Genomic DNA, 25,916 nt, shown 5'->3' with positions numbered 1-25,916 from the left:
TTTGAGAGGTGAATGAGATGGCAAAAAAGCCTGAGGATAAAGTGCTTGCACAAAACAAAAAAGCAAACCATGACTACTTTATCGAAGAGACGATTGAAGCAGGTATTGTACTACAAGGTACGGAAATCAAATCGATTCGAAATGCTAAGGTACAGTTAAAAGATGCATTCATCCGAATTCGGAACAATGAAGCATGGATCTCCAATATGCATATTAGTCCATATGAACAAGGAAATCGCTTCAACCACGACCCTTTACGATCACGCAAACTACTTTTACATAAAAAGCAGATTAGTACATTAATCGGAGAAACAAAACGAGATGGCTACACCATCGTTCCGCTAAAAATGTATTTAAAAAATGGCTTTGCAAAAGTATTAATCGGAGTCGGAAAAGGGAAGAAAGAATACGACAAACGAGACGTGTTAAAGAAAAAAGAAGCAAAACGTGATATGGATAGAGCATTCAAAGAGCGCAATCAATAACGTTTCACTTGAATTTTGACCATATTTGATGTATAGTGAATATGTAACAAAGCTTATATTCCATAAACGGGGACGTTATGGATTCGACAGGGATAGTCTGAGCTTGAGTTGCGCGTCGGAGGCTCGGCTCCGTAAAAACGGAACTTATAACAACAGGCAAAACAAACAACAACTTAGCATTCGCAGCGTAAGCTCGGATCTGCTTTATCTATCCATCGCCCATGTGGCTAGGTAAAGCTCAACTTTAGTGGGATACGGTTGGCAGTGCCACTTGAGCTGTCACCAAGAGATTTCCAAGTTAGCGTACATGACGCCCGCTTGTCGGCATAGTGCTACGCGAATCCTAAATAGGCAAGATACACGCGTAGAAGCTTAAGTGTTAGAGTTTCTGGACGCGGGTTCAAATCCCGCCGTCTCCATATTTAATGAATTTCACTGAGTGCCAAAACCCTTGTGACGTAAAGCATAAAATTTCCTTTTGGAAACTTTATGCTTTATTTTATTTTAGGAAATTTTATGCTTGATTTTTTCGATAACGACTTTAATTATATCTTTGCCATATTGGCAAGCATTAATAGATTATTTATCTAATAAAAAATAAAATTTGCAATAGTTCCTATAGCAGATGAGATAAAATGAGAGTCAAACCGTATCATGATATATATGTACTAAATTAAGGATTGGAATGTGTTGTGCTTGATGTCAATTACTCAATTTGTATTGGACTAGTGTTGAGAGACAAATGATAATAGTTAACTAATCGTAGCCTCGCTCAGTGGGGCTATTTAAAATGTTCCATTAGATTAATTAAATTAGGAGGTCCGTTCTATAAACATATCTCATTCATGATTAATAAGGTAAAATTAAGATAATTAGGAACTTACGAATGGCCAAGGGAAATTATGGTAAGAATATAATTAGGAGAATATTAATGACTTTAACAATGGAAGAGAAGAAAAATATTCTAAGCAAAAATATTGATGATATTTACCAAGATGATTTATTAGGGAATAATGCTTATTGTTTTAGTCCTAACACTACTTTAGAAGCAATTAATAAGTATGATAATTTTAAAAGTGATGTTGCTACTTTATTAGGCGTACATAAAAATAATGTTTCTATTTTTGGGAGTGGTAAGATTGGATTTAGTTTAAATCCTGCAAATGGATTGAGAGACTTTACAGAAGAATCAGATATAGATATAGCAGTAGTAAGCCCCACTCATTATTCTCATTTTAGACAGCAGTACTTAGAAGAATTCTATAGTGGTAGATTTAAATATCAATTTCATAAAAAAGTCGCAAGTTCAATTTTCAAGAAATTTATTATTTTTGATGGTTTTTCAGTAAAAAATGAGAGTTATAAGAGGTGGATTGAAGAAACAGGTGAGTTTGAGGCTACCATTCAATTAAAGTATGAATTAATTAATGATATTAATTATAGAATTTTTGAATCGTGGGATGCAGTCTCATATTATTATAAAAATTCTATCAAAGAGTGTAAGGAGAGAAATGAACTATGAGAATCATTGATAGAATGCAAAATGAAAAAAAATCAACAAAATGGTTAATTGATTCTAGAAGAAATGGGACGCTAATTGTAGATAATTCATATCAGAGGAATTATGTATGGTCACTCAAAGATCAAATTAAACTAATTGAAACTATATTATTGGGTTTCTCAATTCCAGAAATTTATTTACATGAAAAGTTAATAAATCCAGACAATGGAGATGCCGTCACGAGTATTATTGACGGTCAACAACGTATTGGAGCCATTTTTGATTTTATAAATGATGAATTTTCATTACAAGCAAGATATCTGAAAAGCAGTGAATATTCATTTGTAGATAAGAATTTTAGTGAATTATCTCCTACTGAAAAGGCTATTATATGGAGTTACCCTTTCTCATCAAGAGTTATAGGATCAGATGTAAATAGAGAAGATATAGTTGAATTGTTTTTAAGATTAAATGCAACAGATAAATCTTTAAATCCACAGGAATTAAGAAATGCAGAGTTTAATGGAGAATTTGTTAAATTAGCTGAGAGGGTCTCAGAGATGGAATTTTGGAAAAAGATATTCTCCCCTTCTCGTATAAGAAGAATGTATGATATTGAGTTTATTAGTCAAATATTAGTTTACTTTAGGTTTGGAATAGAAAACGACTTAAATCAGGAAACCATCAACAAGGCTTATGCAATGTTCAATGATGATTATCCAAAGAAAGAAGAAGATTTTATTCGGTTTGAGGAGATTATAAATACATTAGAAAAATTAAGCGATTTTAGCGATATATTAAGGTATATGAAAAAAGTTACACATTTGTATGCCCTAATAATTGTAACAGATTACTTCTTACAAAATGATATAGATTTTTCTGAGGAGATTATCAATAGATTAAACATATTCTCGAAAAAAATAGTAGGTGAATTAAATAGTGATTTAAAACCTACTGAAGAAAGCAGTATCGAAGAATACTTACATCTCTCATTAGAAGGCACTAAGAGAAAAAGTAATAGGATTAAAAGGGTAAATATACTGAAAAACTTTATATTAGAAGTATAACTTTTAATAGAACAGAAAAAACTGATTTCTGTATACTGGGGATCACATTAAAAAGTTAACCAGTATATTTTAAAAAATTCTACCTTAATTTCCGAATAAATATAGGTATTACAAGAGAACTTTAATTTCACTAATGTCTTTGGAGCTTTCCAGAGACATTTTTTATATTAATAATTATCTGATATATTTAGATCTAAACAAGACATTAAAAGTGAGATTAGGACGTCGTTGAGCAATAGAAAAGCAGGTACGAGATTCATTTCACCTTAACCAACATGAGTACCTTCTATATTAATATAATGATTTTTGTACTCCCTGCTAAATTATAAAAGGTCGTCTTTTTTTCTCAACGTTTCTGGGTAATAGAAGCCTCGAGACAAAAAGTGTTTTATTTTGCAAAGCCACATCAATTTCTTCTCCCTGCTGTTTTGAATTCGAATGAGTTTCATCAATGAAAGTGGACCACAAGTGGCCAATAATAAACACTTATATTACATAAATACGCCCCATAAAGCATTACTTGTAGAGCATAGCCCACATGTAAATCACATTTTTTTCCAAAAGAGTTCGTAAAAGTATGTAAGAAGATGTGAACGTTCATAAAGTAATTTTATAGTAATACAAACTATAGAAACAGTTAAATATGAGTAATTTAAACCAGTTCGTAAAAGTGTACTTTTACGAACGGTTTTCTCCTCCTCAAGTGAAAAGCAATATAGTAGATTAGCTGTCTCATAAACTTTAGTAATGCTAAAATTAGAAATAAAGAACTGTCTTGATAAAATAGTAGCATTGAAAGAAGAGGGTGCAGTTATATGAGTCAGATTTGGTCTGCGGATAAAGTTGTATCTGAACAGGGGGCAGCGAAAATTATTGAAAGACAATTCCCTCAATTAAAGCCAGTCAAAGCAGTTGTATTAGGCAAAGGATTTGATAATTTAGTTTTTCTTGTAAATAACAAGTTTGTGTTTCGCTTTCCTCGTCGGGAATTTGCAGCGGAACTAATTCAAACAGAAAATAAGCTTTTACCTGTCCTATCGTCATTGCTTCCTATCCCGATACCCTATCCTATTTACCAAGGAGTGCTAGAAGGGGAAAATCCATGGACGTATGGAGGATATAAAAGTTTGCCTGGGGAAACACCTAAAAGATTATCGGAAGAACAACGAATGAAATCAGCAATACCTTTAGCTCGTTTTTTAAGAGTGTTGCATAATTTTCCACTTAATGAAACGAAAGAGCTACAAGTCCCTTTTGATCAGATTGGACGTATTGATTTGAATAAAAGGAGGCCAATGTTTAAAAAACTTCTGGAAGAAGCATTCGAAAAGAATTTAATCCAGAAAGATATGTATCAACTTTTACAGGAATTTCTTACTTCCGTTAAAAGTTTGTCAACGGATCAAAGACAAACCCTTGTTCACGGAGACTTACATATTAGGAATATGCTTGTTGATGAGGAAGGAAAGGTTTCCGCTGTTATTGATTGGGGAGATACTCATATTGGTCATCCGGCAATTGATTTATCGATTGTGTATAGTTTTCTGCCTCCTGAAGGAAGAAAAATCTTTTTTGATGTATATGGGGATGTCCAAATTGAAGAAAAAAAGGCAGCTAATTTTAAGGCTATATATACAACTCTTCTTCTTCTTTTATATTCCAATGAGCAAAACGACCATACATTAAAAGAGGATTGCCTTGACTCATTGCATATAGCATTAAAAGAGGTCAGCTTCTAAGAAGGATTTTATCGTCTATTCTCTATTGGAACCTGAGATATAAAGGATAGACTAGCAAAAAATATTTGAATCTTAGTTTACATATCATGACTTATCGGAAGCACTAAAATTATGAAATTCATAAATTCATAAATTCATAAATTCATAAATTCATAAATTCATAAACTCATAAATGCAGAAAAGGAAGAGGGTACATAGATAAATACCTTCTTCCTTTTCGGTATGAGTTGCATACATCAGAAAAAATGTCGTTCCCGTTTCTTTCTAATCCACATTTTTGATGATTTTAGAACGCAGGAGATAGATAGTGGCGATTACAAGAATCAGCATACCGCACAGCAACATCACATCCGATATTGTGAACTGCATCACGAGTGCCAGCGACACAAACGCATAGGACAAGGGAACCAGCCCATTCGAAGAGGCATTGACCAAGCTCATGACACGTCCGATTTTATTTGGGTCGGATTGTGCCTGGATCGTTGAAATCAGTGTGACATTGATAAAAGAAGAAAGAATGCCCATGAGCGAAAGTAATAGAATTCCTTGCCATAGGAAACCAATTTGCCCCAGGAAGGTTAAGCAGACGCCTAAAACGCCAATCATCACAAGCATGGTTAATCCCCGTTTTTTCCGTAGATTCAGAATGCCTACCAGAATAGCTCCCGCCAGCATCCCGCCTTGATACGAACTTTGCAGGAAACTTAAATCCTGCACTTCCCCTTTAAGGACACTATCCACCAGCAAGGGAATTCCCATCAGTAGCGGACCGAAAAAGAAGAAGTTGATGAAGATTAAAATCACCAACATGTTTTTTAGGAAGGGCATTCCCCATACATACGAAAATCCTTCCTTCAGCTCTGATTTCGTGGAGGATCGGTCAGCAATTACTGGCCTTTTTTCTTCTTTGATGAGCGAAGAGAACAGAAACGTTAGCAGTAAGAATCCAGCAATTACTCCGAATAACAAGCTAAACGACCCGAAAGAAAGCACCCACCCGCCTAACATCGGACCGGAAAAAAGGGCAATTTGATTGGAACTTTGAATGAAGGAATTCGACCGAGGAAGCGCCTCTTTCGCCACGACCGATGGCAGGAGCGACGTATTTGTCGGTGAAAAGAACGCATCAACGATTCCAAAACATAAGGCAAAAAGAATAAGTGGCCACAGTTCCAGCAAGCTGAGCTGCAGCAGTAAAATCATGCCCAGCACCAACAGGCAGCGTACGAAACTGGAGATTAGCATGATGCGCGACCGACGGAACCGGTCGGCCCAGACACCGCCAAGCGTCATGAACAAGACCCGTGGCACCATGGTCGCCATCATGACGATTCCCAGCAGACTCTCTTTTTCCAAAACGGTGATGATGTACCACTGTTCAGCAAACAGGTACGTCGATAAGGCCAAAAAAGATGCGGTACTGGAAAGCCAAAGGAAAATAAACGAACGATTGCTGAACAAACTCAGAACCAATTTTTCCTGTACAGGTACTTCTGTTACTTGATCGATTGCCATGAGATCCCTTCTCTCACAAGCCTACTTTTCTTTCTTAAACAGTAACTCTTCGATCTGGAAAGCCGTGGTCATCAAGTAGTAATGTTGTATGTCGGGATCATTGTCCTCTTCTTTCAACGTCTCCAAAAGTTCGCGGTATTTTTGGGTGAATTCCACAAATTTTTTCTGACTCACAGTAAATTCGGTTTGAAGCGACAGGTTGTTCCATTCTTCCACGTTAGAGGAATGCAGTTCGAATGATTCATCCGGAGCCGTCAACACTCGGGTTTTCGCTCGGTCGATGACTTCCAGATACGACTGGCGTGTGGCTTCCTTGGATTCCACATACGTGAGCAGATGGTCGGCCGGAATAAACCCTCTGGCGACCGCCTGATAGAATTTCAGGATATTTCCTCGACGCTCTTCTTTTCTGACCAGTTGAATGATTCCATACTTCTCTAATTCTCGAAGATGATAGAGAACTTTAGCTCGCGAAAGGTTGAGTTCTTGGGCGAGCATCTGTCCAGTATGAGGCTGTTCCACCAGATGAATGAGCATTTTGGTGCGCAGCGGATCACTAATGACTTTCAATTGCTCGTACGTTTCCAGAATAAAAATCGATTGTTGTTCCATTTGTAAAACCTCTTCCTTAACCGGTTAACTTTTATTAACTTGATTATATACATAGACGATTTAAAAGTGCAACTTTTCTAAAAACCTTTATAAAACAACTAATCTTGTTTTTAAAAAGTTATTCAAAAATGGGAGAGGTTTGCATAATGAGAATAATACGACGCTTCCTTATTTTATTTGATACAATAGATGAGATTGAGCGAAAAATTGCAATTAAGCGAAAACTAAGGAGGGAATTGAAATGGATATTATAAATGGGTCAGCAATACTCATTCAATTAGGGGGGGATAAGGCATGGCTAGATGTACGGCTCCAGTAAGGGGACATCGAACAGCGGGTGCCGCAGCCGACTGCCCGGCATGCGGTGGAGGTTATCGTGGCTACAGTTCATACTCAGCTCCGTCGTATTCCCCGCCCGCTAGAAGTGGGGGGAGCGGAAGTAGTAGCAGAGCTTCCACCCGGAATAAACAGCCACGATGGTCAAAAGCAGGTTCGTCTGTATTTTACACACCTCAAGAAGTTAAAGCACTCACACCAGTCCGTGATAAAGTCGAAGATTTGGCAGAGCGAGACCTTCGGGATGTCTTCCTCTGCCACGCGTGGGACGACCGTAAAGGAGCTGCGAAGGAGCTGCACGATCTGCTTGAGTCTAATGACGTCTCCGTCTGGTTCAGCGAGAAGGACGTTGATCTCGGGGCGCCGTTACTTCGTGCAATAGACAGGGGTTTGGCAAACTCACGAGTCGGGCTTGTGCTGGTGACTCCTGCAATGCTAAAACGTCTCCCAAAAGGAGGCGTCGCCGACAAAGAACTTTCGGCACTACTCGCTAGCGATCGCCTCATTCCGATTGTACACGAGACAACTTATGAAGCTCTCCGTGATGTCAGTCCCCTGCTCGCATCGCGAAGTGGTCTGGATACAGAGGAAGAATCAATGGCAGATGTCGCGGCCAAGCTCGCAGAACTCGTTGCCCTTTAAGCTCTGTTTATTTACACGAGTTTGTAAATAAAAGTAAACCACTAATTTTTGGAATAGCCGCATTTCGAACGGAATAATTCGGCTTGTTATCATTAAAAGCAAACTAATTTATTTCACTAAACAACATTTATTCCAAATCAAAGATGACAATAAGAGGGTATTGGTTTACATATCAGTACTTATCAGAAGTTTATTGAAGACAGAAGGAGAGAAGATGCGAATACTACTGCATCTTCTCTCCCTTTTAGTCTGTGTAAGTGTACTTTTACGAACTGTTTAAAAAAATGCTAGAGCGTAGTTTTTTCAATTGAGGTACAATAATAGTTAAAAGTTTCGGTATCCGAATATTCAACTAACGGCGCAGGTTAGTTGAATAAGCAGAACTGGATTTTTGTTAATATCAAATGGATAATTTACTTAATATTGGAACTTCTATTTATGCCAAACGTATTAAAGTAAAGGGATTATGTCAGTCCAATGAGATACATATAAAAACGATATTATTAAAGGGAGAAATGAAATGGGTATCTATATGGTAATATTACCAATGATTAGTATGTTGTTGGGTTTGTATTCAATATGTTTGGGACTTTGGGAATTAAGGATTGGTTTAGATAGAAAAAGATTTATAACCTTCTTGTTTACAGGGCTATTTTTGGTCTTTATATTACCCGTTATTTTTGTGTTTCCATTGATTATTATTGACTTTCAATAAATATTTTTCCACTTTTAAACTAACGGGTGCTTTACTTCAATAAGGAGTAAAGCCTTTTTTACTAACGCTGCAGTTTAGTTGAACAAGCAAAATACATTTTCGATAATTAAAAATGGAATATTTGCTTAAAAATGGAACCTTAATTCGTTTCAAACGTATTAAAGTAACGGGGCGGGAGGGAATTATATGTTTAAAACAATTTTATTTTTTATCGTTGTGATTGCATTCTATGCTATTTCGATTTGGCAATATATAAATCCAACTAAGGCTATTCGTTTGTGGTTTCAACCTGCATATACTGAGGAACCTAAAGTAGATGAGGCATATGTAAGACGTTCCCTTATAATAAGAGGTATTTTCTTCACGTTGGGATTTATCGTAATAATATATAGTTATTTTCACTAACGGGTGCTTTACTTTAATTAGGGGTTAAGCACCATTTTCTTATTGAACTAACGCTGCAGTTTAGTTTAAGAAGGGAAAATTAAATGGGACGGAGAAATTAATAAGTTAGAGGGGGGTGTTTCTTATGTTTAAGTATATTCTACTTTTAGTACCTATTTTTCTGTTAACTGTTCATATATGGACATATAACGGTATGAAATATAGAAACTTTCAATATGATTCCCGACTCACACAAACAGTAATATATGCTATTGCAATCTCAGTTATAGCAATAATTACATCTATTCAGTTATTTATTAAAGAGAAGAAATTAAAAAAGTAAGTGAATTGAAAATACTAACACCATTTTTTGGGTTCCGATTTATTTCTTCAGGAAGAAATAAGAAAATTAATTGTAATTTGGGTATTATCGCTTTCTATTCTCTAATAAATGTAGGTTAGTATTTAAGGTTCTTATTCAACTAAAGACGCAGTTTAGTTGAACAAGCAAAATACATTTTCGATAATTACAAATGGAATATTTACTTAAAAATGGAACCTTTATTCGTTTCAAACGTATTAAAGTAACGGGGCGGGAGGGAATTATATGTTTAAAACAATTTTATTTTTTATCGTTGTGATTGCATTCTATGCTATTTCGATTTGGCAATATATAAATCCAACTAAGGCTATTCGTTTGTGGTTTCAACCTGCATATACTGAGGAACCTAAAGTAGATGAGGCATATGTAAGACGTTCCCTTATAATAAGAGGTATTTTCTTCACGTTGGGATTTATCGTAATAATATATAGTTATTTTCACTAACGGGTGCTTTACTTTAATTAGGGGTTAAGCACCATTTTCTTATTGAACTAACGCAGCAGGTTAGTTTAAGAAGCAATAAGAGAACAGGGGGAGCGGAATGGCAGTCGCTTATTCCAAACATACAACCCTTTATATCTTAAATACAAAATGTGGAATGAAAGTTGGGGTGGTGAAAGTGTACAAGTATCTATATTTTCTAATTTCCGTGATATTATTGACATGCTATTTTTTAACGGGGTGTGAAATGGATAAAGGTACAAGTAAAGGGAAGGTTACTTCTTCATTAGATAGAACCTCGTTTTTTCCAAGGAGTGTTCCTGCTGGCAATTATACGAAATACGATATTAATTTAAAGATGAGTAGTGTGGGAGAGTTTGAGGTAGATGCAAATATTAACATTAAGAATACATCTGAAGATGCTTGGAATGAGTTGGTTTTTTATTTTATTCCAAATATATTTACAAAAGCCACATCGGAAAAATTAAATTATTCATTAGATGTTCCGGCAAGACTTCAATTTAAAAAAGTAGTTGTGGAGAAAATACCAATGAAATATACCTTGAATAAAGATAAACTAACTGTTCCTTTAAAGTCGTCAATAGGGCCAGGAGATGAAGTAAAGGTGGAATTTTCCTACGAATTCACTCTTCCCGAAGGAGGATTGAGGTTTACTAAAAGCAATGAAAATTACCATTTAGCTCAATTCTATCCAATGGTTGCTACATATAGGAATCATAATTGGAATAAAGAGGAATACAGATTCAGGGGAGAAACATACCATAATGGATTCAGTAATTTTAAAGTATCATATGATATCCCTAAAGGTTATACCTTTGCTTCTACAAGCGAGAACGATGTATATCCGGGTAAATCTATGGGATCATTTGAAGTAAATAATGTTAAAGAGGTTTTTATAGCAATCCTCAAAGACCCAAAGGTTATTCAGAAACAGGAGGAAAATGTAAATATAAGAGTGTTTGGATTCGAAGATAAAGAAGATTTATACAAGGAAATTAGTGAAGTGGCTTCAGATGCGTTAAGTTATTTTCAAAAGAATATTGGCCCTTACCCATTTTCCCAACTGGACATTGTGATAGATGGATTAGGTATGGAGTATCCCGGGATTGTTACCGCAAACTCCATTTATAACAATAAACCCTTAGAACCTAAATTATTAAAAAAGACAGTTATTCATGAAATTGCTCATCAGTGGTTTTATGGAATAATCAGCAATGATCCTTACCACGATGCATGGTTAGATGAAGGTTTTGCTGATTTTGCAACAGAATTATATATTCATTCAACAAATAACGAAGAAGTACCTTATAGTTCGATGTACGCAGCGATACAAAACTTAGATCCATTACCAGTAAACCTTCCTTTGGATGAGTACGAAGAAGGTAAGCAAAGTTCCTATATATACGGAAAATCTTCTGTAATGCTATGGAGTTTGTTTGAAGGGAGAGGTGGGTTAAAAGAGGCTGAAAAGTTTTTAAGAATCTACTATCAGTACTATCAATTTAAAGAGGTAGATTCCAAAGAGTTTATAAGATTTACGGAGCACTATTTTCGTTTAAATGATGATTCAGTTTTTGCCGAATGGTTATTGGTGAAGTAGCCAGAAGAGTATTTCAATCGGAAAACACTTTAACAAAGGAATGTTCCAATGGCCGTTTATGGCCCTGCTACAATTTGGAATAAATTGATCCCAAATAGTAGCACCAAAATGCGTTCCAAAATTAAAGTGTCAGAAAAACCTATTTGGAACTTCCTTAGCGTGCAAAAAATAGCCTATTTTTCGCTTCAAAACTTGCTTACCGTAAAAAATGCTTAATGTTGGCGAGACCCCCTTATTAAATAACTTAATAACTTTATTTTACCCTTTATCCCATTTGTATGGTAAGCCCCCATTCAAACAACGCATACAAAGCTACAGCACCTCTTTGGTACGATACATGTATCAAATAAAGGGGGGAGTTTTTGTATGCCGCAACAAAAATTAACCATTGTCCCCGTTACATTACAAACCGAAGATAAAAATACTTCTGCAATTAATCCAGCTGTGCTTTCCTCAAATCCAACTTGCATGATCAAGACGGCAACCACAGAAGGGATATTTTTTTACTATGCTTAAGACCAAAAATTCGAAACGAGAAATCCCAATCCCGGAAATTCTAATTGATGAATTATTAAAACATCAAAAACAGCAGCGAATCCGGAAAGAAAGATTTGGGGAGGAATATCATGACCAAGATTTTATTAATTGTAGGGAAAACGGAACGGAACAAGTTCCAGGAAACTTGTTGCGCTTAATGAAACGACTAATAAGCCCTCAATTCGCTTTTCCGCTTCAAACGAAGCCCATGCTTTTGACAGTAACAAATCCATTCCCCCTAAAATAGTACTATTAAAAGGATTATTGCCAACTTAATAGAATTATAGACATAAGCTATTTTTCACTAACGGTGCAGGTTAGTTCAATAAGCTATTAATACAATTAAAAAAATTACGAGAGAAGGGGTGGACGGAAAAATGGGGAAGATTAGTTTTTTTTCGGGAATTGGACTAATAGCATTAAGTGGGATTTTATTTACTGTGGAAAGATTTATCTCTGTCTTTCAATACGCTAGTGAAAGTTTTCCTGTGAGACTGAATGGGAGTGGTTCGTTTCCTAGTGAACCTAGTATGCCTGGTATCTTTGATAATTTCTTCGTGGGTATCTTATTAATTCTAGGGTTAGTTTTATTAGTATTTGGGACGATTAAAATATTCTCTGATAAAAGATAGTTTTTTAGCTAACGGGTGCTTTACTTCAATAAGGAGTAAAGCCCTTTTTACTAACGCAGCAGTTTAGTAGAATACAAAATTCTGGTGTTAAATTAATGGAGGAGATTATCAGTGATGAAAAATTCTTCAAAATTTGTATTTGTTATTTTATTTTTATCTTTCTTTTTAAGTGGATGTAACCAACATCCTAAGATAAATATTGGTGAAGCACTAACAAAATCAGAGGAGGAATTTAAGAAGGAAGGTATTGAATGCGTTTCAGCGTTTGACGGGGAAAAAATTATTAAGTTTAGGCTTCTCCTCAAAGAGCCTCCTACAAATGAAGAAGCAACTAATCAGTTTAAGAAAATATTAGACATTATAGCAACTCATTCAAACAATAATGATATTTGGGACATCTACAATGCGGACTTCGATTTGTCATATGAGGATAATGTAATATATGAAGGTAAAAAAGATGCAGGCAATGATTTAAAAGTTAAAGCTCATTAAAGGTGTAATTGCTCCTTATGAAGGTGGGGGTGCTTAGGTAACTCTTTTTTCTTATTGAACTAACGCAGCAGTTTAGTTGAATAAGAGAAGTATTTTTTTATGTCGCATTTGACATAAACCACGAAGGAGTGAATATTTTATGAGTACTTTTGAAGAAATCAAAGAAGATTTGAAAGAAACTGATGGTGAATTATACGCTAAACTTGAACTTGTTGGTGATTTAACAGAAGAAAGAACAGGTAGAAAGATGTCGCAAAGAGAATTGTCAGAGTTATCTGGTGTAGCACAAAAGACTATTTCCAGAATAGAAAATGGTGTTGATATACCATCATTTTCGACTTTATATAAATTAGCAGAAGCATTAGGATACAGATTAAAGATTGTAATGGAAAAGGATTAGTTCACAGTTCGAACATAGTGCGTAATAAAAGAGAGAGTGCTTGTTCAACTAACGCAGCAGTTTAGTTGAATAATATTAGGCTGTTTTCATAAAGATTGTTGTTATTTAATAAAAATTGGTATAAGATTTAACAATTGTTAAAATAGAATAAATTTTGAAACATTAAAAGGACTTGATTCGTCTAACTTGAATAGTAAATATAATACGATTGGAGGTAATAGTATATGAAGAAAATTATGTTGCTTGTTTTATCATTGGCTTTTATGTCCGTTATCCTTCTAGGTTGCGAATCAAAGGATAGTACTATAATAAATTCAGATAAGGAAACCACTGAACAGGAGCCATCAGAACAACAACCAGAAGATAATGAAATACTGATACTTGATGGAGAAATTAAAAAGGTCAGCATTTCAAAATCAAAAGGAAATAGTGCAACCGTTTTTGATGATGATTTCTCTATTGGAGTTTTGAGAAGCGTATTTTCAAGTGCTGTAAAAGAAAATGGCATAGTAAATATGGCTAATCCAGAGTTTTATGTGGATATTGTCTATGAAAATGAAGACAAACAAAGTTTTCATCTGTGGTTGGGTGGTTTGTTTGAAGAAAGCACCTTAATGAAAACGGATGATACACACACCATTTATATTCTCCCAGAAGAATCAACTAACAAGATAATTGATTTAATGGAATAGCAGTTAAACCGAGACCTTAAATTAAGGTCTTTTCTTATGCACTTCTTAGACTTTCAACTGTTGTATAACTGGACTTTTGACACGCTGAGATAAGCATTGGTGGTACTGATGAAATAACAGTTTCAGTAGGTTTCCCGAAGGATGCAAAAATTGATGATACGTTGATTCAACAAATAGTTGAAGATTCTATTAAGAATGTTTCTGAAACAGAAACAGTAAAAATTAGCGAAGAAAAAATAAAAATGAAAATAAAAATAAAGATCGAGAAATACTAACAGTGAAGTACTTAAAGGATACAAACAGCCTTAATAATAAAGTAGTTTTATAAGTATGTGAATAAATGTACTTAAACTAACGGGTGCGCGCGACAAGTTCTGTTATAAGCGCCTTCTGGCGTGAAAATACAGGAGATTTATAAAAATAAATTTTAACTTTACAACGGAGGATAGGAATGATGGAGCCATGTTTCCTGAAACTATCCCATCAATACTCCTGCATGCGTCCTGATTGACTGGTTATGGGGTGTGAAGCACAGGTAGATTCGGTTGAACTAGGCTAAAGCCATTCTTAAGGAAAAGGTATGCCGAAGGATAGACCGCATGGCTGAAAAACTAGATATGGTGAGAATAGTTCCCATGAAAAGGAACTGACGAATTTTCCGAAGGTACGGGTCTAAAGTTAGAACATGAGGAAACTTGTGTACCATCAAACGATGGGGTGAACGGTGTAAAGTAAAAATGCACCCTCTGAAATACACTATACCGAACAATGGCGGTATCCAGTTCACAGGCTTAAAGGAAGCACCTACGTTTAGAATGTATAGCTACGTTGAAAGGTACTTGGAAAGTAAGGAACGTTGATTCAAGGGCTGTCACCCGAAACGGTTGCTATAAGCCTTATGGTGAAATGTATTTGTCCTTATGAGGGTAGGGGTACGACCAGTGATACCTCTGTAATGGAGGTGGAGGAACAGCCCCAAGTCTAGTGATAAGTAATAATTATTTTTCAATTGTGCATTGCACCGGTCGGGTAAGAACGTGGGAACATCACTTCAAAGAGGAATGATGCCACAGTGCAAGCTCTCCGATATTGGGATTATTATGGGATGACAGATACCTTTACAGACTTACATGAACGAGCCAAAGATAAAGAATCATTCCACTCTCTATACGACATCATCACGTCGAGGAATAACATTTTATTAGCGTATCGAACAATTAAGTCAAATAAAGGGTCGAAGACCCCTGGAACAGATGGTAAAACTATTGTAGACATAGAGAAACAATCAGAGAACGAATTAATAGAAGAAATACAAAGTAAGCTTAATAATTATCGCCCAAAGAAAGTTAGACGTAAACTGATCGAAAAAGATAATGGCAAGATGCGACCATTAGGTATTCCATGTATTCTAGATAGAATTATACAACAGTGTTTTAAGCAAGTCTTAGAACCTATTGCAGAGGCTCATTTTTATAATCATAGCTACGGATTTAGACCTCAACGGTCTACTCATCATGCAATGGCAAGAATTCAATTTCTAGTTAATCAGTCGAAACTTCATTACGTTGTAGACGTTGATATCAAAGGGTTCTTTGATAATATCAATCATTCCTTACTTATTAAGCAGCTATGGAATTTAGGTATTCAAGATAGACAGGTTCTTGCCTGTATATCCAAAATGTTAAAAGCTGAAATAGATGGAGAAGGTATTCCAACAAAAGGTTCTCCGCAAGGAGGCTTGATTTCGCCATTATTGTCTAATATTGTACTGAATGAATTGGACCAATGGGTAGCGAATCAGTGGGAACTATTCCCTCTCCATAAATCTTTTAAGACCAGAGAAGGTCAACTTCTCGCAAAAAAGCGCACACACTTAAAAGAAGGCTACATAGTTAGGTATGCTGATGACCGTGTGCCACGAAAGCAAACGAAGTGTGCTTAAGAAGTAAACTTTGTAAGCTATGCTGCACATAAGATGAGAGAAGGCCTCTCGCAATCGCTATACAGGTAGAGATTGCAAACCGCCCTAAGGTGCTATAGTCAAAAGCTATGGTATTGAGCGTTAGGGGAAAAGGCAGAGCATGACTCTGTCAGGTATGTATTAAGGAGACGAAAACCATTGAACCGCTGATGAAGTATCGAAAGCGTAGAGATGTCATCAAAACTGAGGGGGGTCGTTAACTCAGGATTAGTTCGGAGGAAACCTGTTTACTGTCCGTTCGGTGACCGGTATAAAGGCGGCGTGAACTTAATACAGGCTTTTGTGTGGAACGTGGGAACCTACGACATGGATGCTAAGGGAGAGATTTCAAGTGGAAGCCCCACAAGAATCAGAGTACCAATGCCATGTATAGGGGCGGAATAACTCGTAGTAGCAATGAAATCTCCTAACGGAGATGGAGCAAAGGGGTTATATTATTCAGTTTTATAAACAAGTCAACCAACAAACTGGGAGGAACTTATGCATAAAACAAAGTCGTATGTTATATCCAAAAACGTAGTATATGAAGCTTTTCTAAGAGTTAAAGCAAACAAAGGGTCAGCAGGAATTGATGAGCAATCCATAGCAGAGTTTGAAGAAAATCTCAAAGATAACCTGTATAAAATATGGAACCGAATGTCATCTGGCAGTTATTTTCCTCCAGCTGTTAAAGCTGTAGAAATACCAAAGAAAGCTGGGGGTACAAGGACACTTGGAATTCCAACTGTGTCGGATAGAATTGCACAAATGACAGTGAAATTATATTTTGAACCTTCGGTAGAACCATTCTTTCATGAAGATTCCTATGGATACAGACCGAAGAAAAGTGCCATTCAAGCGTTAGAGATCACTCGGAAAAGATGTTGGAAGTACAATTGGGTACTTGAATTCGATATTAAAGGTTTATTCGATAATATAGACCATGATTTATTAATGAGAGCGGTAGAAAAGCATACAAAAGTCGAGTGGATAAAGGTATACATCAAAAGATGGTTAAGAGCACCGTTTCAAACGAAAGAAGGAATAATAGAACGTATCTCTGGCACACCGCAAGGTGGGGTCATAAGTCCGGTATTAGCAAATTTATTTCTTCACTATACGTTTGATAAATGGATGGCAATCAATCATCCTAACAATCCATTTGCTAGATATGCGGATGACGCAGTCATCCACTGTCAGACAGAGGATGAAGCGAAAAAGTTGCTTGAATCTTTAAACGAGAGAATGAATATATGTAAGCTCGAACTTCATCCAACTAAAACCAAAATTATTTATTGTAAGGATGCAGATAGAAAAGAAGAGCATGAAAATATATCGTTTGATTTTCTAGGGTATACGTTTAGACCGAGACTGTCGAAAAACAGGTGGGGAAAACACTTTGTGAATTTCACTCCCGCTATCAGCAATAAATCCAAGAAATCAATCCGGCAAAAAGTAAGAGGTTGGAAACTGCAATTGAAGGCAAATAAAGAACTCTTTGACTTATCGATGATGTTTAACTCAGCTATTCAAGGATGGATTAATTACTATGGAAAGTTCTACAAATCCGAAATGTATTCTAGTTTAAGGCATATTAATAAAGCCTTAATCATGTGGGCAAGAAAGAAATATAAAAGACTTGCTCGTCATAAGAAAAATGCGGAACGTTTTATGGGTAGGATTGCTGTTCAGAATCCTAAGCTCTTCAAACATTGGGAACTAGGAATAAAGCCTACGGCTGAATAATGGGAGCCGGATGAGCTGAGAGGTTCACGTCCGGTTCTGAGAGGGGCTACTGGGGAGGTTCCAGTGGTCTACTTGCCTTAAAATCATCTGTCGAGACTGGAAAACTGCTGAAAAATGGTATCATGCAGTTACTCTTTATTTAAAAGAACGTTTAAAACTTGATATTTCACCAGAAAAATCGAAGATTATTAATTTACGCAAGAATGAGTCTGCTTTTCTTGGCTTCACTATACGTGCCAATCGTAAAAGAAAAAAGCGAGTTGCACATACATTTGTCAAAGCGGAAAAGATGCGGAAAATTAAGGCAGATGCAAAGAAACGAATAAAAATACTCCGAGCATCGCCAACCGCACAAAATGCCTTGCGTTTTAATAGTTTTGTCTTAGGGTTACATAATTATTTTAATAGAGCTACTCACGTCAACATAGCGTTCTCACGCCTTGCCTATGAAATAGGTGCATCTATGTACAATCGTCTTAAACCTATCGGTAAATATGAACACCCTAACAACCCTCCACCTGTCTATAAAAAGTTCTATAGCTTAGGATCTAAAACGTATAAAATCGCCGGGGTATATCTCTTCCCTCTCGGTGTCATCAAAACAAAAAATGTGATTGCTTTTACTCAAAGTATAACCCCATTTACCGAAGAAGGTCGAGTACAAATATCTGCAAGGCTGAGTAAAAATATAAGACAGGAAATAGTATTGTTAATGGAATCAAAAATACCGACACGAAGTGTCGAATATATGGATAATCGGATTAGTAGGTACAGTATGAAAAAAGGAAAATGTGAAATAACTGGCATGTTCCTACAAGCAGAAAATGTGTACTGTCACCATTATATACCTACGCCTCTTGGTGGAAGCGACAAATTCAATAATTTACGTATTCTCCAAAAAGAAGTACACGAATTAATCCATATGACCGACAAAATTAAGGCGAATACACTCATAAAATTTTTGGGCATCACTGAATCGATGTTAAAGAAAATCAATAAATATCGAGAAAAATGTGAGCTAGAAATAATCAAATAACCCAAATCAATAAGAGTAACTTGAAACTTATAATTAATAATACCATCGCTAGATGGAACGCGGAATGATGGGAAACTATCACGTTCCGTGCGGAGTAGGGGAAAAGCTGGAGATAACTTCAAATGCTTACCTATTACTAACTTTAGTTAAATATGGCGACTTTCTTTTCGATGGTCTATTTTTATTAAAAAGGTGGTAACAGAAATGAAGTGGATTCGTGTTTTAGGTCTAGTTGTCTTAATGGCTTTGTTGAGTATAGGCGGTACTTATTATGTTTTGGAAAAGAACCATGAAAAAGAATCTTCTAAAGTTGTTGAAAATGAAGTAGATAGCAGTTCAAAAGAAGATGAAAAAAAAGAGTTTGTATCGACAGTGGATACGAGATTTGGTTGGGAAAATACTTTTCATTCCAAGATGATTGATGAATGGAAAAGTAGAAATGAACCATTTGTTGACAATCTAGTGGAAGAAGTGATTCAACAAATGGCGCACCAAAAGATTATTGCTGGTGAAAAAGAAGGTTCAATTATGATAACACCAGAAAGAATCGACATTTTGATACAGATGGTAGAAGAAAATAAAGACAAATATGAACATTATGAAACATATTTAGATATATTAAAACGTTGGAAAAAGGGTGACTTTTCAACAGTTGACAATGATCATAATGTTTTGATGCGTATTCAAGGGTCCAAAACTGGTGGTGTAGCGACAGGTATCGCTACAGAAGAACAAGAGGTACACTATATATTCCAAGTTTTCGCTAAGCAGGTAGATGAAGTCTTTGGTTCGACAGAAAAACATAATAAAACAGAATCCGAATTCAGCGACCCGAAGACCTGGAAGGACGTTTCAACGCCTGAAGGCTTCAACAGTTATGGAATAGAACCAACGTTGGAAGCTTGGATTGCCTATCACGCTGAAGATATTACCAAAACAACTGATGTGAAAGAATATTACCCGAGGGCAAGGCGTTTCATTACGGAAATGAAATATTTTCGGGTTCAAGGTGAAGACCTTCAAAAAGACTTTGCAAATTTGATGATGCTTCAAACTTGGATGAGCCATCTAGATTATGTTATATCAGTAAACGATCAGCAAGGGATTGGAACGGCAGAAAACTATGACGAAATGAAAAAATCTTTTAAGTATTTCACCGAACTACTTCACGATATCGACATTGTAATAAATCACGACGGAAAGGGCGAAACATTCGGGTTCACGCACCAATTAGACGGGAAAAAGGTTCAGGAAATGGAAACGTACATCTATATAAATTAACTAGTTTTGAGGTCACTTCAAGAAGGATGATTGCCGCTTTTTTGTTGAACCTATTAAGCTAACGGGTGCTTTACTTCAATGAGGAGTAGAGCTTTTTTTACTAACGCAGCAGTTTAGTGGAATAAGCAGTACGATTGAATTTGTAACAAAAAATGAAACTTGTAAACAAATTGTACGTATCCATGTAAAGGGGAGGTGGATTGTATGTATCGATTTTTATTCATACTTATTTTTCTACTAATTTTAACAGTAGGCTGTCAGCCAAATAATAATAGTTCATCAAACACTCCAAAAGAAGCATTGGAGCGAATTCATATAGACGGAGGTTATGCGGAAGTAGTGGAGATATATGAAACAATCGAAATTGGCGAAGATAGAGTTATAAGCGTATATAAAGGGGCAATAAATAACAGTGAGGAAATATTTGTGGCAAATATTGAACAAGTAGATGGTAGATGGTTAGTAACAGATGCCCAAAATATTGGTATGCCTTCTGCTGATAGACTTAACCAAAGTTCAGTTACTGAAAAATTCAAAGCGGGGTTCGCAGATAAACATTCATTTTTGAACGAAGAAATTAAAATAATTGAGTTGAGTGATAGTAACTTTAAGATTTGGATTGAAGTATTTTAATATAATTAATATAGAATCTTATTAAGCTAACGGGTGCTTTAGTAGAACAAGGATGGTCAGGATACAGCCGTTATTGTACTTCAAATAAAGGGGTAGGTTAGTTGAACAAGTTAATGTTAAAATTGGATAAATATCATAATTTAAAAGGAGGAATTAAAATTTGGATACAGGATTAAATATTATTGATATTATTTCGACAGTTATTTTTTTAGGAATTATACCATTTTTCATCGTAATTCTATTACTAGTTTGGCGTTCTTCTAAATACAAAAAGGAACAATTAAATCGTATTGAAGAAAAGTTGGACTTATTGCAAAAAAAGAATTAAGAAATTTCTTATTGTGCTAACGGGTGCTTTAGTTGAATATTCGCTTCCCGAAATAATCAATCTATATACAAAAATATATTCACGAGTGTTCTCGACGAGTTATAAAAAATAGACAAAGAAAAAACAGGAAAACAAATATGATTTTGTTCTCCTGTTTTTATTATTCGTCCTCAAGCTTATCAGACTTAAAATTTGCAAGTGCACTTCGCTAAGCATATTAAAGCAAATAAACAGCTACACTAAAAAAATTAAATTCTATTAAAACATTAAATTAGATTTGCTATTCCGACGATTGGATCTTAGAAGATTTCATAGCAAGTGAGATAAAGTAAAGAAAAAGTTCGTTACTGAGTTTCTTAGTGAATAACAAAGCTTTTAAAAAAGAATTAATAGAATATATCAATTAATTCTTCTTTAAATAAGGTGATTATACGACAAATTAACCGACAATAAATTTTCGCTATATACTAAAACAGGTATTTACTGGTAAAGTGTAATTAATTGAAAAATGTAATTAAATATGTAGATGGGGGTTATTTAAATTGCTTTTGAAAGAAATAACTATACAAAATTATAGAAAATTTCAAGGTGAATTTTTTTCTATGGCGGATGAAGTTACTTTGCTTGCGGGTGCCAATAATAGTGGTAAGACCTCTATGATAAATTTAATAGGCTCAATATTACAAAATGGTAAAACTCCATTTTGTATCTCAGACATACCCGTTCAGCTTTCTAAAAAATGGGTTGATAAAGTATGTCCTATATTTATAGAATGTTTTGAAGAGAATCAAGATGTATTAGCGACAATAGAAATGATTGTAAATAAATTATTTGATACAAATTTACCTACTAGTAGCGGAGATTTACTTATTCCTGCGACATCAATACGATTTAGAGTCGATTATAATGAAAGCGACGATATTAGGAATTTTGCCGATTTTATTATGGATTTGAATCCAGATAATAAAAGTGTTTATTTTGAACACTTATTTCAGCCGACTAAAATATCCTTTAGTCAAGCACTAGAAATTAATCTAAAAAAATTAAAGGATAGATTTATTAAAATAAATACTTCAGAAGACCCCACTTTAAAAATTGAGCAATTTAAAGAGATAATACTGTCTACATATGAAGCAAGTATCCTTGAGAAATGTTTTTTTAGCGATAGCGACTATACAAACAAAGTAGAGATTGAGTTATCTACTTTCAGAAGACTTTTCAATTATAAATATATTAATGCAGGCAGATCCCTAGATGATCAAAATAACGGGAATTACAGGAGTCTAAGTAAAAATATGGTGGAGCTTGCTAAACATAATGAAAGTTTTAGTACTTTATTAGCGGATTTACCAGATAAGATACTTAGTCCTATACAAGATGCGAAAATTATAGATTTAGTGCGAGATGCATCCATAAAGGGGCTTAGCGAAGCAGTTAAAACTATTGCTACTGCAAATGGTGGTAATACAGCTAGCATGATTCTTGATATAGATATTAATGAAGATACAATAACTACTCTACTTAATCAAATAACCAATACAAAATATAAATACGAAGGTTATTATCTTAATGAGGCATCTCAAGGATTGGGATATAGTAATATGATATATATTCTTTTGCAACTAGAATCATATAAACGTAAAATAGACCCCTTATTGGTCAATATATTTGTTGTAGAGGAACCCGAGTCACATATGCATCCCCAAATGCAAAGAATCTTTGGTAAGTATCTTAATAAATATTTTTTTGAGAAAAAGATTCAGGGCTTAATAAGTACTCATTCTGGAGAAATGGTACGTCTAACTGAGATGAAAAATCTTAGAGTTTCACGACCATTAAATCATCTAGCAAGTAAAATTTATGACTTTTCATCGTTTAAAGATAGTATAAGCGGTGACGCCACTCTCGATAATTTCTATAATTGGTTTTATGAAATTGGATTTTCGGACATAGTTTTTGCAGATAGGGTTATTTTATACGAGGGTGATACAGAAAGGCTGCTTATAAGGAAGTTATTGACCCTGGATAAATATGAAGAGCTTAATCAGAAATATATAGCATTTGTACAGGTTGGCGGTGCATATGCACATAAATATAGCGAAATAATTAAGTTCCTCAATATCAAGACACTTATTTTAACTGATTTAGATTATAAAAAAGATGCAGATACTGTAGAAGCAGTAATAGCATCTTTAACCACAAATGCAACTATTAATAGTTACTACCTTGAGTCAACAGGAATCGATTCTCCAACAGTACCTAATTTATATGAATGGAAAGAAACTGGGGGAAATGAATTGTTCGGAGGACTAGCTCTAGTTAATTATCAAGGAAAAACAGAAGATTATGCACGCACTTTAGAAGAAGCCATGCTGGCTAAACATTATGGCTTCAATGTTTTAGAAAGAAAAAATAGAGATGAATGGATTCAACTTAGAGAAAATGATAAGCTCAAATATACTGTTCCAAAACCTGTTAAGCCAAAAAGGGATGAATCTGCCCCTGAAACTCTTGAACCAGATGATTCAAACTTGGATCAAAAGTACAGTATTAGAGAAATTGTGAAACACACTGAAAATGGAAAGACTGATTTTATGTATTCTGTTATTCTAAACGGTTTGATAGAAAAAATGCTTCCTGATTATATAGAGGAGGGATTAAATTGGTTGCAGAATTAATAAATAATATCTTTTTAGTCAACGCTCCAGCAGGTAGTGGGAAAACGACTAAAATAAAGTCCATGATTATAAGCCATAAAGTAGAATTTCCTGAAAATAATATTCTCTGCATTACTTATACTAAAAGAGCTGCAGAAGAGCTTAAAAAAGATATAAATTCAAAAGGTATTTATATAAGTACAATCCACTCGTTTCTTCACAGTTTTGTAAATATTTATTTTTCTAAGAGTGAAATAGTAGATTTGTACTTTGAAGTTTTTGGAGATTTAATTAGGAACGATATAGTGAATGAGAAACAAAAAGAAAACATAACTGCTAGAAATCAGAGGTATATTGATAAGCATGGTACTTTATCATTTGAAGTTATTAAAAACAATATAAAATCTATTTATTATAACGAATCTGCAAACGATCATTTATACAAAGGAGGATTATCCCACGATAGCTTAATATTATTCTCTGAAAAGATTTTTGATAAGTTTCCAAAGATTAAAAAAAGGATCACTCAAAAATATCAAAGGATTTTTATCGATGAATACCAAGATTCAGCTTCCAGCGTATTAAGAATGTTTTACAAAGCAGTCATCGATACCACTTCCAACCTATATTTTCTTGGTGATAAGATGCAACAAATATACAAAAATTATGATGGGTTTTTTGAAGATGAGTTAAAAACTTTAAATACTGAGATAAAATTAGATATTAATCACCGATCGATACCAGATATTGTTTCTGTTCTAAATAATATTTATAACGATGAAGAATTTTATCAAAGTCCATCTTCTAAAAATTCGGCTATAATACCTGCACATCCACCGAGAGTGATATTGTGTGACAATATTCATGATAGACTAGAGATAGAAAAATCTTCTTATCCCGATGCTTTGTTATTATTTTTATTAAATCAGCAAAGATTTAATTCTATAGGAGCAGGTGAATTGTACAGTCGACTTAACAGGCTGGAGAAATATTCCTACGGAAAACAACTAAATGCAGTTAATATCCTATCAGATAATACAAATGAAAATTCAGATTCTCTTTTTAAATTACTTTTTCTTGTAGAAAAAGTCTTGGAGCATTATAAGAATTCAAATCTTGGAAGTATTATTCACAATATAAAAATTAATTCCAAAATATTTGATTTAAACATGTGTAAAATAACTAGTCATCAGCATAAAGTTGACTTTAACATACTGTTAAGTCAAATATATGATTCCTTCCATAAAGAACACTCAATACACGATTTTTTAATATCCCTTAGAAAAACTAACATTTTTAAAACTAACTATATTGACGAGATAGGTGATGAATATTCTGAAGTCCTGGAGGTTGGATTAAATGAATTTAAGGCACTCTCGAATTATTTAAACAATCCAAAAGTATCTACACAACATGGTGTAAAAGGAGAAAGCCATAATTCTGTATTTTTTATAGCTGAAGATTCTTTTAAGAATCCTGTAGTCCATATGCACAAATTTTTAAAACTTTGGACTAGTACAGACCTTTCTTTGAATTCATTAGAGTCTTTTTATTATGAGTACAATGAATGCGTTGCGGATACAGTAAACCATATAGGATGTAAAATTTCAGAACTAAACAGAGATAGTTATGATACACACTCTACATTTCTAAACGATAGGATTGAGCAATTAAACAAACGTTTTGAAGGCAATCTGATATTTAAGGGTTTGTACGAAGGCCATTACAATAAGTATCTTTTAAGACCTAATGTCTCCAATATTAAGGAATGTTTAAAAGAGAGTACTGTATATGGTGTTTTATCTGCGTACAGACTCTTTTACGTGGGATGTTCAAGAGCAAAAAAAAATTTAACGATCTTCATTAAAAAAGCTAATGTAGAAGAATATTCACAAAATTTCATTGGAAAGCTAGAGAGAATTGGATTTAGCGTTGAAGATTAATATTTAACTACTGTATCCTATATTGTTATGTCAAATATAATTGTTTTGAAGAGTGTACACTTAAAACCGTACGCTCTTTTTTTAGGGTTTTGTGATATGTATTTTAACCGGTTCTTACTTTCTGCAAGTTAGTTAAGTA

25 protein-coding genes and 1 other RNA gene are annotated in these 25,916 nt (G+C 34.7%); 23 read left to right on the top strand and 3 right to left on the bottom strand.

The window, feature by feature from the left end:
- The first annotated feature begins 17 nt into the window (after positions 1 to 17).
- From smpB to PB01_RS14370, 5 genes are all read left to right on the top strand, one after another.
- On the top strand, positions 18 to 485 hold the full coding sequence (smpB, locus tag PB01_RS14390) for an SsrA-binding protein SmpB (protein ID WP_151700834.1): 468 nt from the start codon (positions 18 to 20) through the stop codon (positions 483 to 485).
- Positions 486 to 553: 68 nt separating this feature from the next.
- Positions 554 to 907, top strand: a transfer-messenger RNA (tmRNA) gene (ssrA, locus tag PB01_RS14385).
- A 509-nt stretch (positions 908 to 1,416) separates the two neighbouring features.
- The gene (locus tag PB01_RS14380) at positions 1,417 to 2,007 is read left to right on the top strand and encodes a hypothetical protein (protein WP_151700833.1); all 591 of its coding nucleotides are present in this window, start codon (positions 1,417 to 1,419) and stop codon (positions 2,005 to 2,007) included.
- Entirely contained in the window at positions 2,004 to 3,053 is a 1,050-nt protein-coding gene (locus PB01_RS14375) for a DUF262 domain-containing protein (protein ID WP_151700832.1), read from the top strand. Before PB01_RS14380 ends, PB01_RS14375 begins: the two co-directional genes overlap by 4 nt.
- A gap of 815 nt (positions 3,054 to 3,868) precedes the next feature.
- Positions 3,869 to 4,792, top strand: a complete 924-nt coding sequence (locus PB01_RS14370) for a phosphotransferase (RefSeq protein ID WP_151700831.1) — start codon at positions 3,869 to 3,871, stop codon at positions 4,790 to 4,792.
- Between the two features lie 264 nt (positions 4,793 to 5,056).
- Here the strand turns inward: PB01_RS14370 and PB01_RS14365 are convergent, their stop codons facing one another.
- Both PB01_RS14365 and PB01_RS14360 read right to left on the bottom strand, forming a co-directional pair.
- Positions 5,057 to 6,307: an MFS transporter gene (locus PB01_RS14365; protein ID WP_151700830.1), complete on the bottom strand. Its 1,251-nt coding sequence runs from the start codon at positions 6,305 to 6,307 to the stop codon at positions 5,057 to 5,059.
- A gap of 21 nt (positions 6,308 to 6,328) precedes the next feature.
- Positions 6,329 to 6,919 carry an ArsR/SmtB family transcription factor gene (locus PB01_RS14360; RefSeq protein WP_151700829.1) on the bottom strand — a complete coding sequence of 197 codons (591 nt, stop codon included), beginning with the start codon at positions 6,917 to 6,919 and terminating at the stop codon, positions 6,329 to 6,331.
- Between the two features lie 294 nt (positions 6,920 to 7,213).
- On the opposite strand from PB01_RS14360, the gene PB01_RS14355 reads away from it, so the two are divergent.
- The 6 genes from PB01_RS14355 (at position 7,214) to PB01_RS21100 (ending at position 11,956) form a co-directional block, all read left to right on the top strand.
- Entirely contained in the window at positions 7,214 to 7,897 is a 684-nt protein-coding gene (locus PB01_RS14355; RefSeq protein WP_151700828.1) for a toll/interleukin-1 receptor domain-containing protein, read from the top strand.
- 901 nt (positions 7,898 to 8,798) lie between these two features.
- Positions 8,799 to 9,017 (top strand): hypothetical protein, encoded by a 219-nt coding sequence (locus tag PB01_RS14345; RefSeq protein ID WP_151700826.1) that lies wholly within the window; start codon positions 8,799 to 8,801, stop codon positions 9,015 to 9,017.
- Between the two features lie 124 nt (positions 9,018 to 9,141).
- Positions 9,142 to 9,339, top strand: coding sequence for a hypothetical protein (locus PB01_RS14340; RefSeq protein WP_151700827.1), 198 nt, complete (start codon positions 9,142 to 9,144; stop codon positions 9,337 to 9,339).
- Positions 9,340 to 9,603: 264 nt separating this feature from the next.
- Positions 9,604 to 9,822, top strand: a complete 219-nt coding sequence (locus PB01_RS14335; protein ID WP_151700826.1) for a hypothetical protein — start codon at positions 9,604 to 9,606, stop codon at positions 9,820 to 9,822.
- A gap of 244 nt (positions 9,823 to 10,066) precedes the next feature.
- The gene (locus PB01_RS14330) at positions 10,067 to 11,440 is read left to right on the top strand and encodes a M1 family metallopeptidase (RefSeq protein WP_192797366.1); all 1,374 of its coding nucleotides are present in this window, start codon (positions 10,067 to 10,069) and stop codon (positions 11,438 to 11,440) included.
- A 366-nt stretch (positions 11,441 to 11,806) separates the two neighbouring features.
- Entirely contained in the window at positions 11,807 to 11,956 is a 150-nt protein-coding gene (locus tag PB01_RS21100) for a hypothetical protein (RefSeq protein ID WP_192797365.1), read from the top strand.
- A 125-nt stretch (positions 11,957 to 12,081) separates the two neighbouring features.
- Here PB01_RS21100 and PB01_RS21660 read toward each other — a convergent pair whose 3' ends face one another.
- A complete protein-coding gene (locus PB01_RS21660; RefSeq protein ID WP_264158151.1) occupies positions 12,082 to 12,204 on the bottom strand; it encodes a hypothetical protein in 123 nt (40 codons plus the stop codon).
- A 150-nt stretch (positions 12,205 to 12,354) separates the two neighbouring features.
- On the opposite strand from PB01_RS21660, the gene PB01_RS14325 reads away from it, so the two are divergent.
- From PB01_RS14325 to PB01_RS14270, 12 genes are all read left to right on the top strand, one after another.
- Positions 12,355 to 12,609 carry a hypothetical protein gene (locus tag PB01_RS14325; protein ID WP_151700824.1) on the top strand — a complete coding sequence of 85 codons (255 nt, stop codon included), beginning with the start codon at positions 12,355 to 12,357 and terminating at the stop codon, positions 12,607 to 12,609.
- A gap of 111 nt (positions 12,610 to 12,720) precedes the next feature.
- On the top strand, positions 12,721 to 13,101 hold the full coding sequence (locus PB01_RS14320; protein ID WP_225986043.1) for an IolE/MocC family protein: 381 nt from the start codon (positions 12,721 to 12,723) through the stop codon (positions 13,099 to 13,101).
- Positions 13,102 to 13,240: 139 nt separating this feature from the next.
- Positions 13,241 to 13,501 carry a helix-turn-helix domain-containing protein gene (locus PB01_RS14315; RefSeq protein ID WP_151700822.1) on the top strand — a complete coding sequence of 87 codons (261 nt, stop codon included), beginning with the start codon at positions 13,241 to 13,243 and terminating at the stop codon, positions 13,499 to 13,501.
- Between the two features lie 224 nt (positions 13,502 to 13,725).
- On the top strand, positions 13,726 to 14,193 hold the full coding sequence (locus PB01_RS14310) for a YhfM domain-containing protein (protein WP_151700821.1): 468 nt from the start codon (positions 13,726 to 13,728) through the stop codon (positions 14,191 to 14,193).
- Between the two features lie 1,105 nt (positions 14,194 to 15,298).
- Positions 15,299 to 16,135, top strand: a complete 837-nt coding sequence (locus PB01_RS14300) for a reverse transcriptase domain-containing protein (RefSeq protein WP_318837444.1) — start codon at positions 15,299 to 15,301, stop codon at positions 16,133 to 16,135.
- Between the two features lie 519 nt (positions 16,136 to 16,654).
- Entirely contained in the window at positions 16,655 to 17,899 is a 1,245-nt protein-coding gene (gene ltrA, locus PB01_RS14295; RefSeq protein ID WP_151700211.1) for a group II intron reverse transcriptase/maturase, read from the top strand.
- 289 nt (positions 17,900 to 18,188) lie between these two features.
- Complete coding sequence (locus tag PB01_RS14290) at positions 18,189 to 18,935, top strand: HNH endonuclease signature motif containing protein (RefSeq protein WP_225986042.1); 747 nt, start codon at positions 18,189 to 18,191, stop codon at positions 18,933 to 18,935.
- A 204-nt stretch (positions 18,936 to 19,139) separates the two neighbouring features.
- A complete protein-coding gene (locus PB01_RS21450) occupies positions 19,140 to 20,216 on the top strand; it encodes a DUF6241 domain-containing protein (RefSeq protein WP_225986041.1) in 1,077 nt (358 codons plus the stop codon).
- A 204-nt stretch (positions 20,217 to 20,420) separates the two neighbouring features.
- On the top strand, positions 20,421 to 20,849 hold the full coding sequence (locus PB01_RS14280) for a hypothetical protein (RefSeq protein ID WP_151700818.1): 429 nt from the start codon (positions 20,421 to 20,423) through the stop codon (positions 20,847 to 20,849).
- A gap of 160 nt (positions 20,850 to 21,009) precedes the next feature.
- Complete coding sequence (locus tag PB01_RS21095; protein ID WP_192797364.1) at positions 21,010 to 21,177, top strand: hypothetical protein; 168 nt, start codon at positions 21,010 to 21,012, stop codon at positions 21,175 to 21,177.
- 542 nt (positions 21,178 to 21,719) lie between these two features.
- Positions 21,720 to 23,855 (top strand): AAA family ATPase, encoded by a 2,136-nt coding sequence (locus PB01_RS14275; protein ID WP_151700817.1) that lies wholly within the window; start codon positions 21,720 to 21,722, stop codon positions 23,853 to 23,855.
- Positions 23,840 to 25,777, top strand: coding sequence for a UvrD-helicase domain-containing protein (locus tag PB01_RS14270; protein WP_151700816.1), 1,938 nt, complete (start codon positions 23,840 to 23,842; stop codon positions 25,775 to 25,777). Before PB01_RS14275 ends, PB01_RS14270 begins: the two co-directional genes overlap by 16 nt.
- Positions 25,778 to 25,916 lie beyond the last annotated feature (139 nt).

This window comes from Psychrobacillus glaciei (genome assembly GCF_008973485.1).
GTDB lineage: Bacteria > Bacillota > Bacilli > Bacillales_A > Planococcaceae > Psychrobacillus > Psychrobacillus glaciei.
Note: the sequence above shows the minus strand (reverse complement) of the source record. Positions and strands in the feature narration are given on the sequence as shown.

Excerpts from the sequence above, each read along its gene's own strand:
- smpB (WP_151700834.1), top strand. The coding sequence starts at position 18 with ATGGCAAAAAAGCCTGAGGATAAAGTGCTTGCACAAAACAAAAAAGCA.
- PB01_RS14380 (WP_151700833.1), top strand. The coding sequence starts at position 1,417 with ATGACTTTAACAATGGAAGAGAAGAAAAATATTCTAAGCAAAAATATT.
- PB01_RS14375 (WP_151700832.1), top strand. The coding sequence starts at position 2,004 with ATGAGAATCATTGATAGAATGCAAAATGAAAAAAAATCAACAAAATGG.
- PB01_RS14370 (WP_151700831.1), top strand. The coding sequence starts at position 3,869 with ATGAGTCAGATTTGGTCTGCGGATAAAGTTGTATCTGAACAGGGGGCA.
- PB01_RS14365 (WP_151700830.1), bottom strand. The coding sequence starts at position 6,307 with ATGGCAATCGATCAAGTAACAGAAGTACCTGTACAGGAAAAATTGGTT.
- PB01_RS14360 (WP_151700829.1), bottom strand. The coding sequence starts at position 6,919 with ATGGAACAACAATCGATTTTTATTCTGGAAACGTACGAGCAATTGAAA.
- PB01_RS14355 (WP_151700828.1), top strand. The coding sequence starts at position 7,214 with ATGGCTAGATGTACGGCTCCAGTAAGGGGACATCGAACAGCGGGTGCC.
- PB01_RS14345 (WP_151700826.1), top strand. The coding sequence starts at position 8,799 with ATGTTTAAAACAATTTTATTTTTTATCGTTGTGATTGCATTCTATGCT.
- PB01_RS14340 (WP_151700827.1), top strand. The coding sequence starts at position 9,142 with ATGTTTAAGTATATTCTACTTTTAGTACCTATTTTTCTGTTAACTGTT.
- PB01_RS14335 (WP_151700826.1), top strand. The coding sequence starts at position 9,604 with ATGTTTAAAACAATTTTATTTTTTATCGTTGTGATTGCATTCTATGCT.
- PB01_RS14330 (WP_192797366.1), top strand. The coding sequence starts at position 10,067 with ATGGATAAAGGTACAAGTAAAGGGAAGGTTACTTCTTCATTAGATAGA.
- PB01_RS21100 (WP_192797365.1), top strand. The coding sequence starts at position 11,807 with ATGCCGCAACAAAAATTAACCATTGTCCCCGTTACATTACAAACCGAA.
- PB01_RS14325 (WP_151700824.1), top strand. The coding sequence starts at position 12,355 with ATGGGGAAGATTAGTTTTTTTTCGGGAATTGGACTAATAGCATTAAGT.
- PB01_RS14315 (WP_151700822.1), top strand. The coding sequence starts at position 13,241 with ATGAGTACTTTTGAAGAAATCAAAGAAGATTTGAAAGAAACTGATGGT.
- PB01_RS14310 (WP_151700821.1), top strand. The coding sequence starts at position 13,726 with ATGAAGAAAATTATGTTGCTTGTTTTATCATTGGCTTTTATGTCCGTT.
- PB01_RS14300 (WP_318837444.1), top strand. The coding sequence starts at position 15,299 with ATGACAGATACCTTTACAGACTTACATGAACGAGCCAAAGATAAAGAA.
- ltrA (WP_151700211.1), top strand. The coding sequence starts at position 16,655 with ATGCATAAAACAAAGTCGTATGTTATATCCAAAAACGTAGTATATGAA.
- PB01_RS14290 (WP_225986042.1), top strand. The coding sequence starts at position 18,189 with ATGCGGAAAATTAAGGCAGATGCAAAGAAACGAATAAAAATACTCCGA.
- PB01_RS21450 (WP_225986041.1), top strand. The coding sequence starts at position 19,140 with ATGAAGTGGATTCGTGTTTTAGGTCTAGTTGTCTTAATGGCTTTGTTG.
- PB01_RS14280 (WP_151700818.1), top strand. The coding sequence starts at position 20,421 with ATGTATCGATTTTTATTCATACTTATTTTTCTACTAATTTTAACAGTA.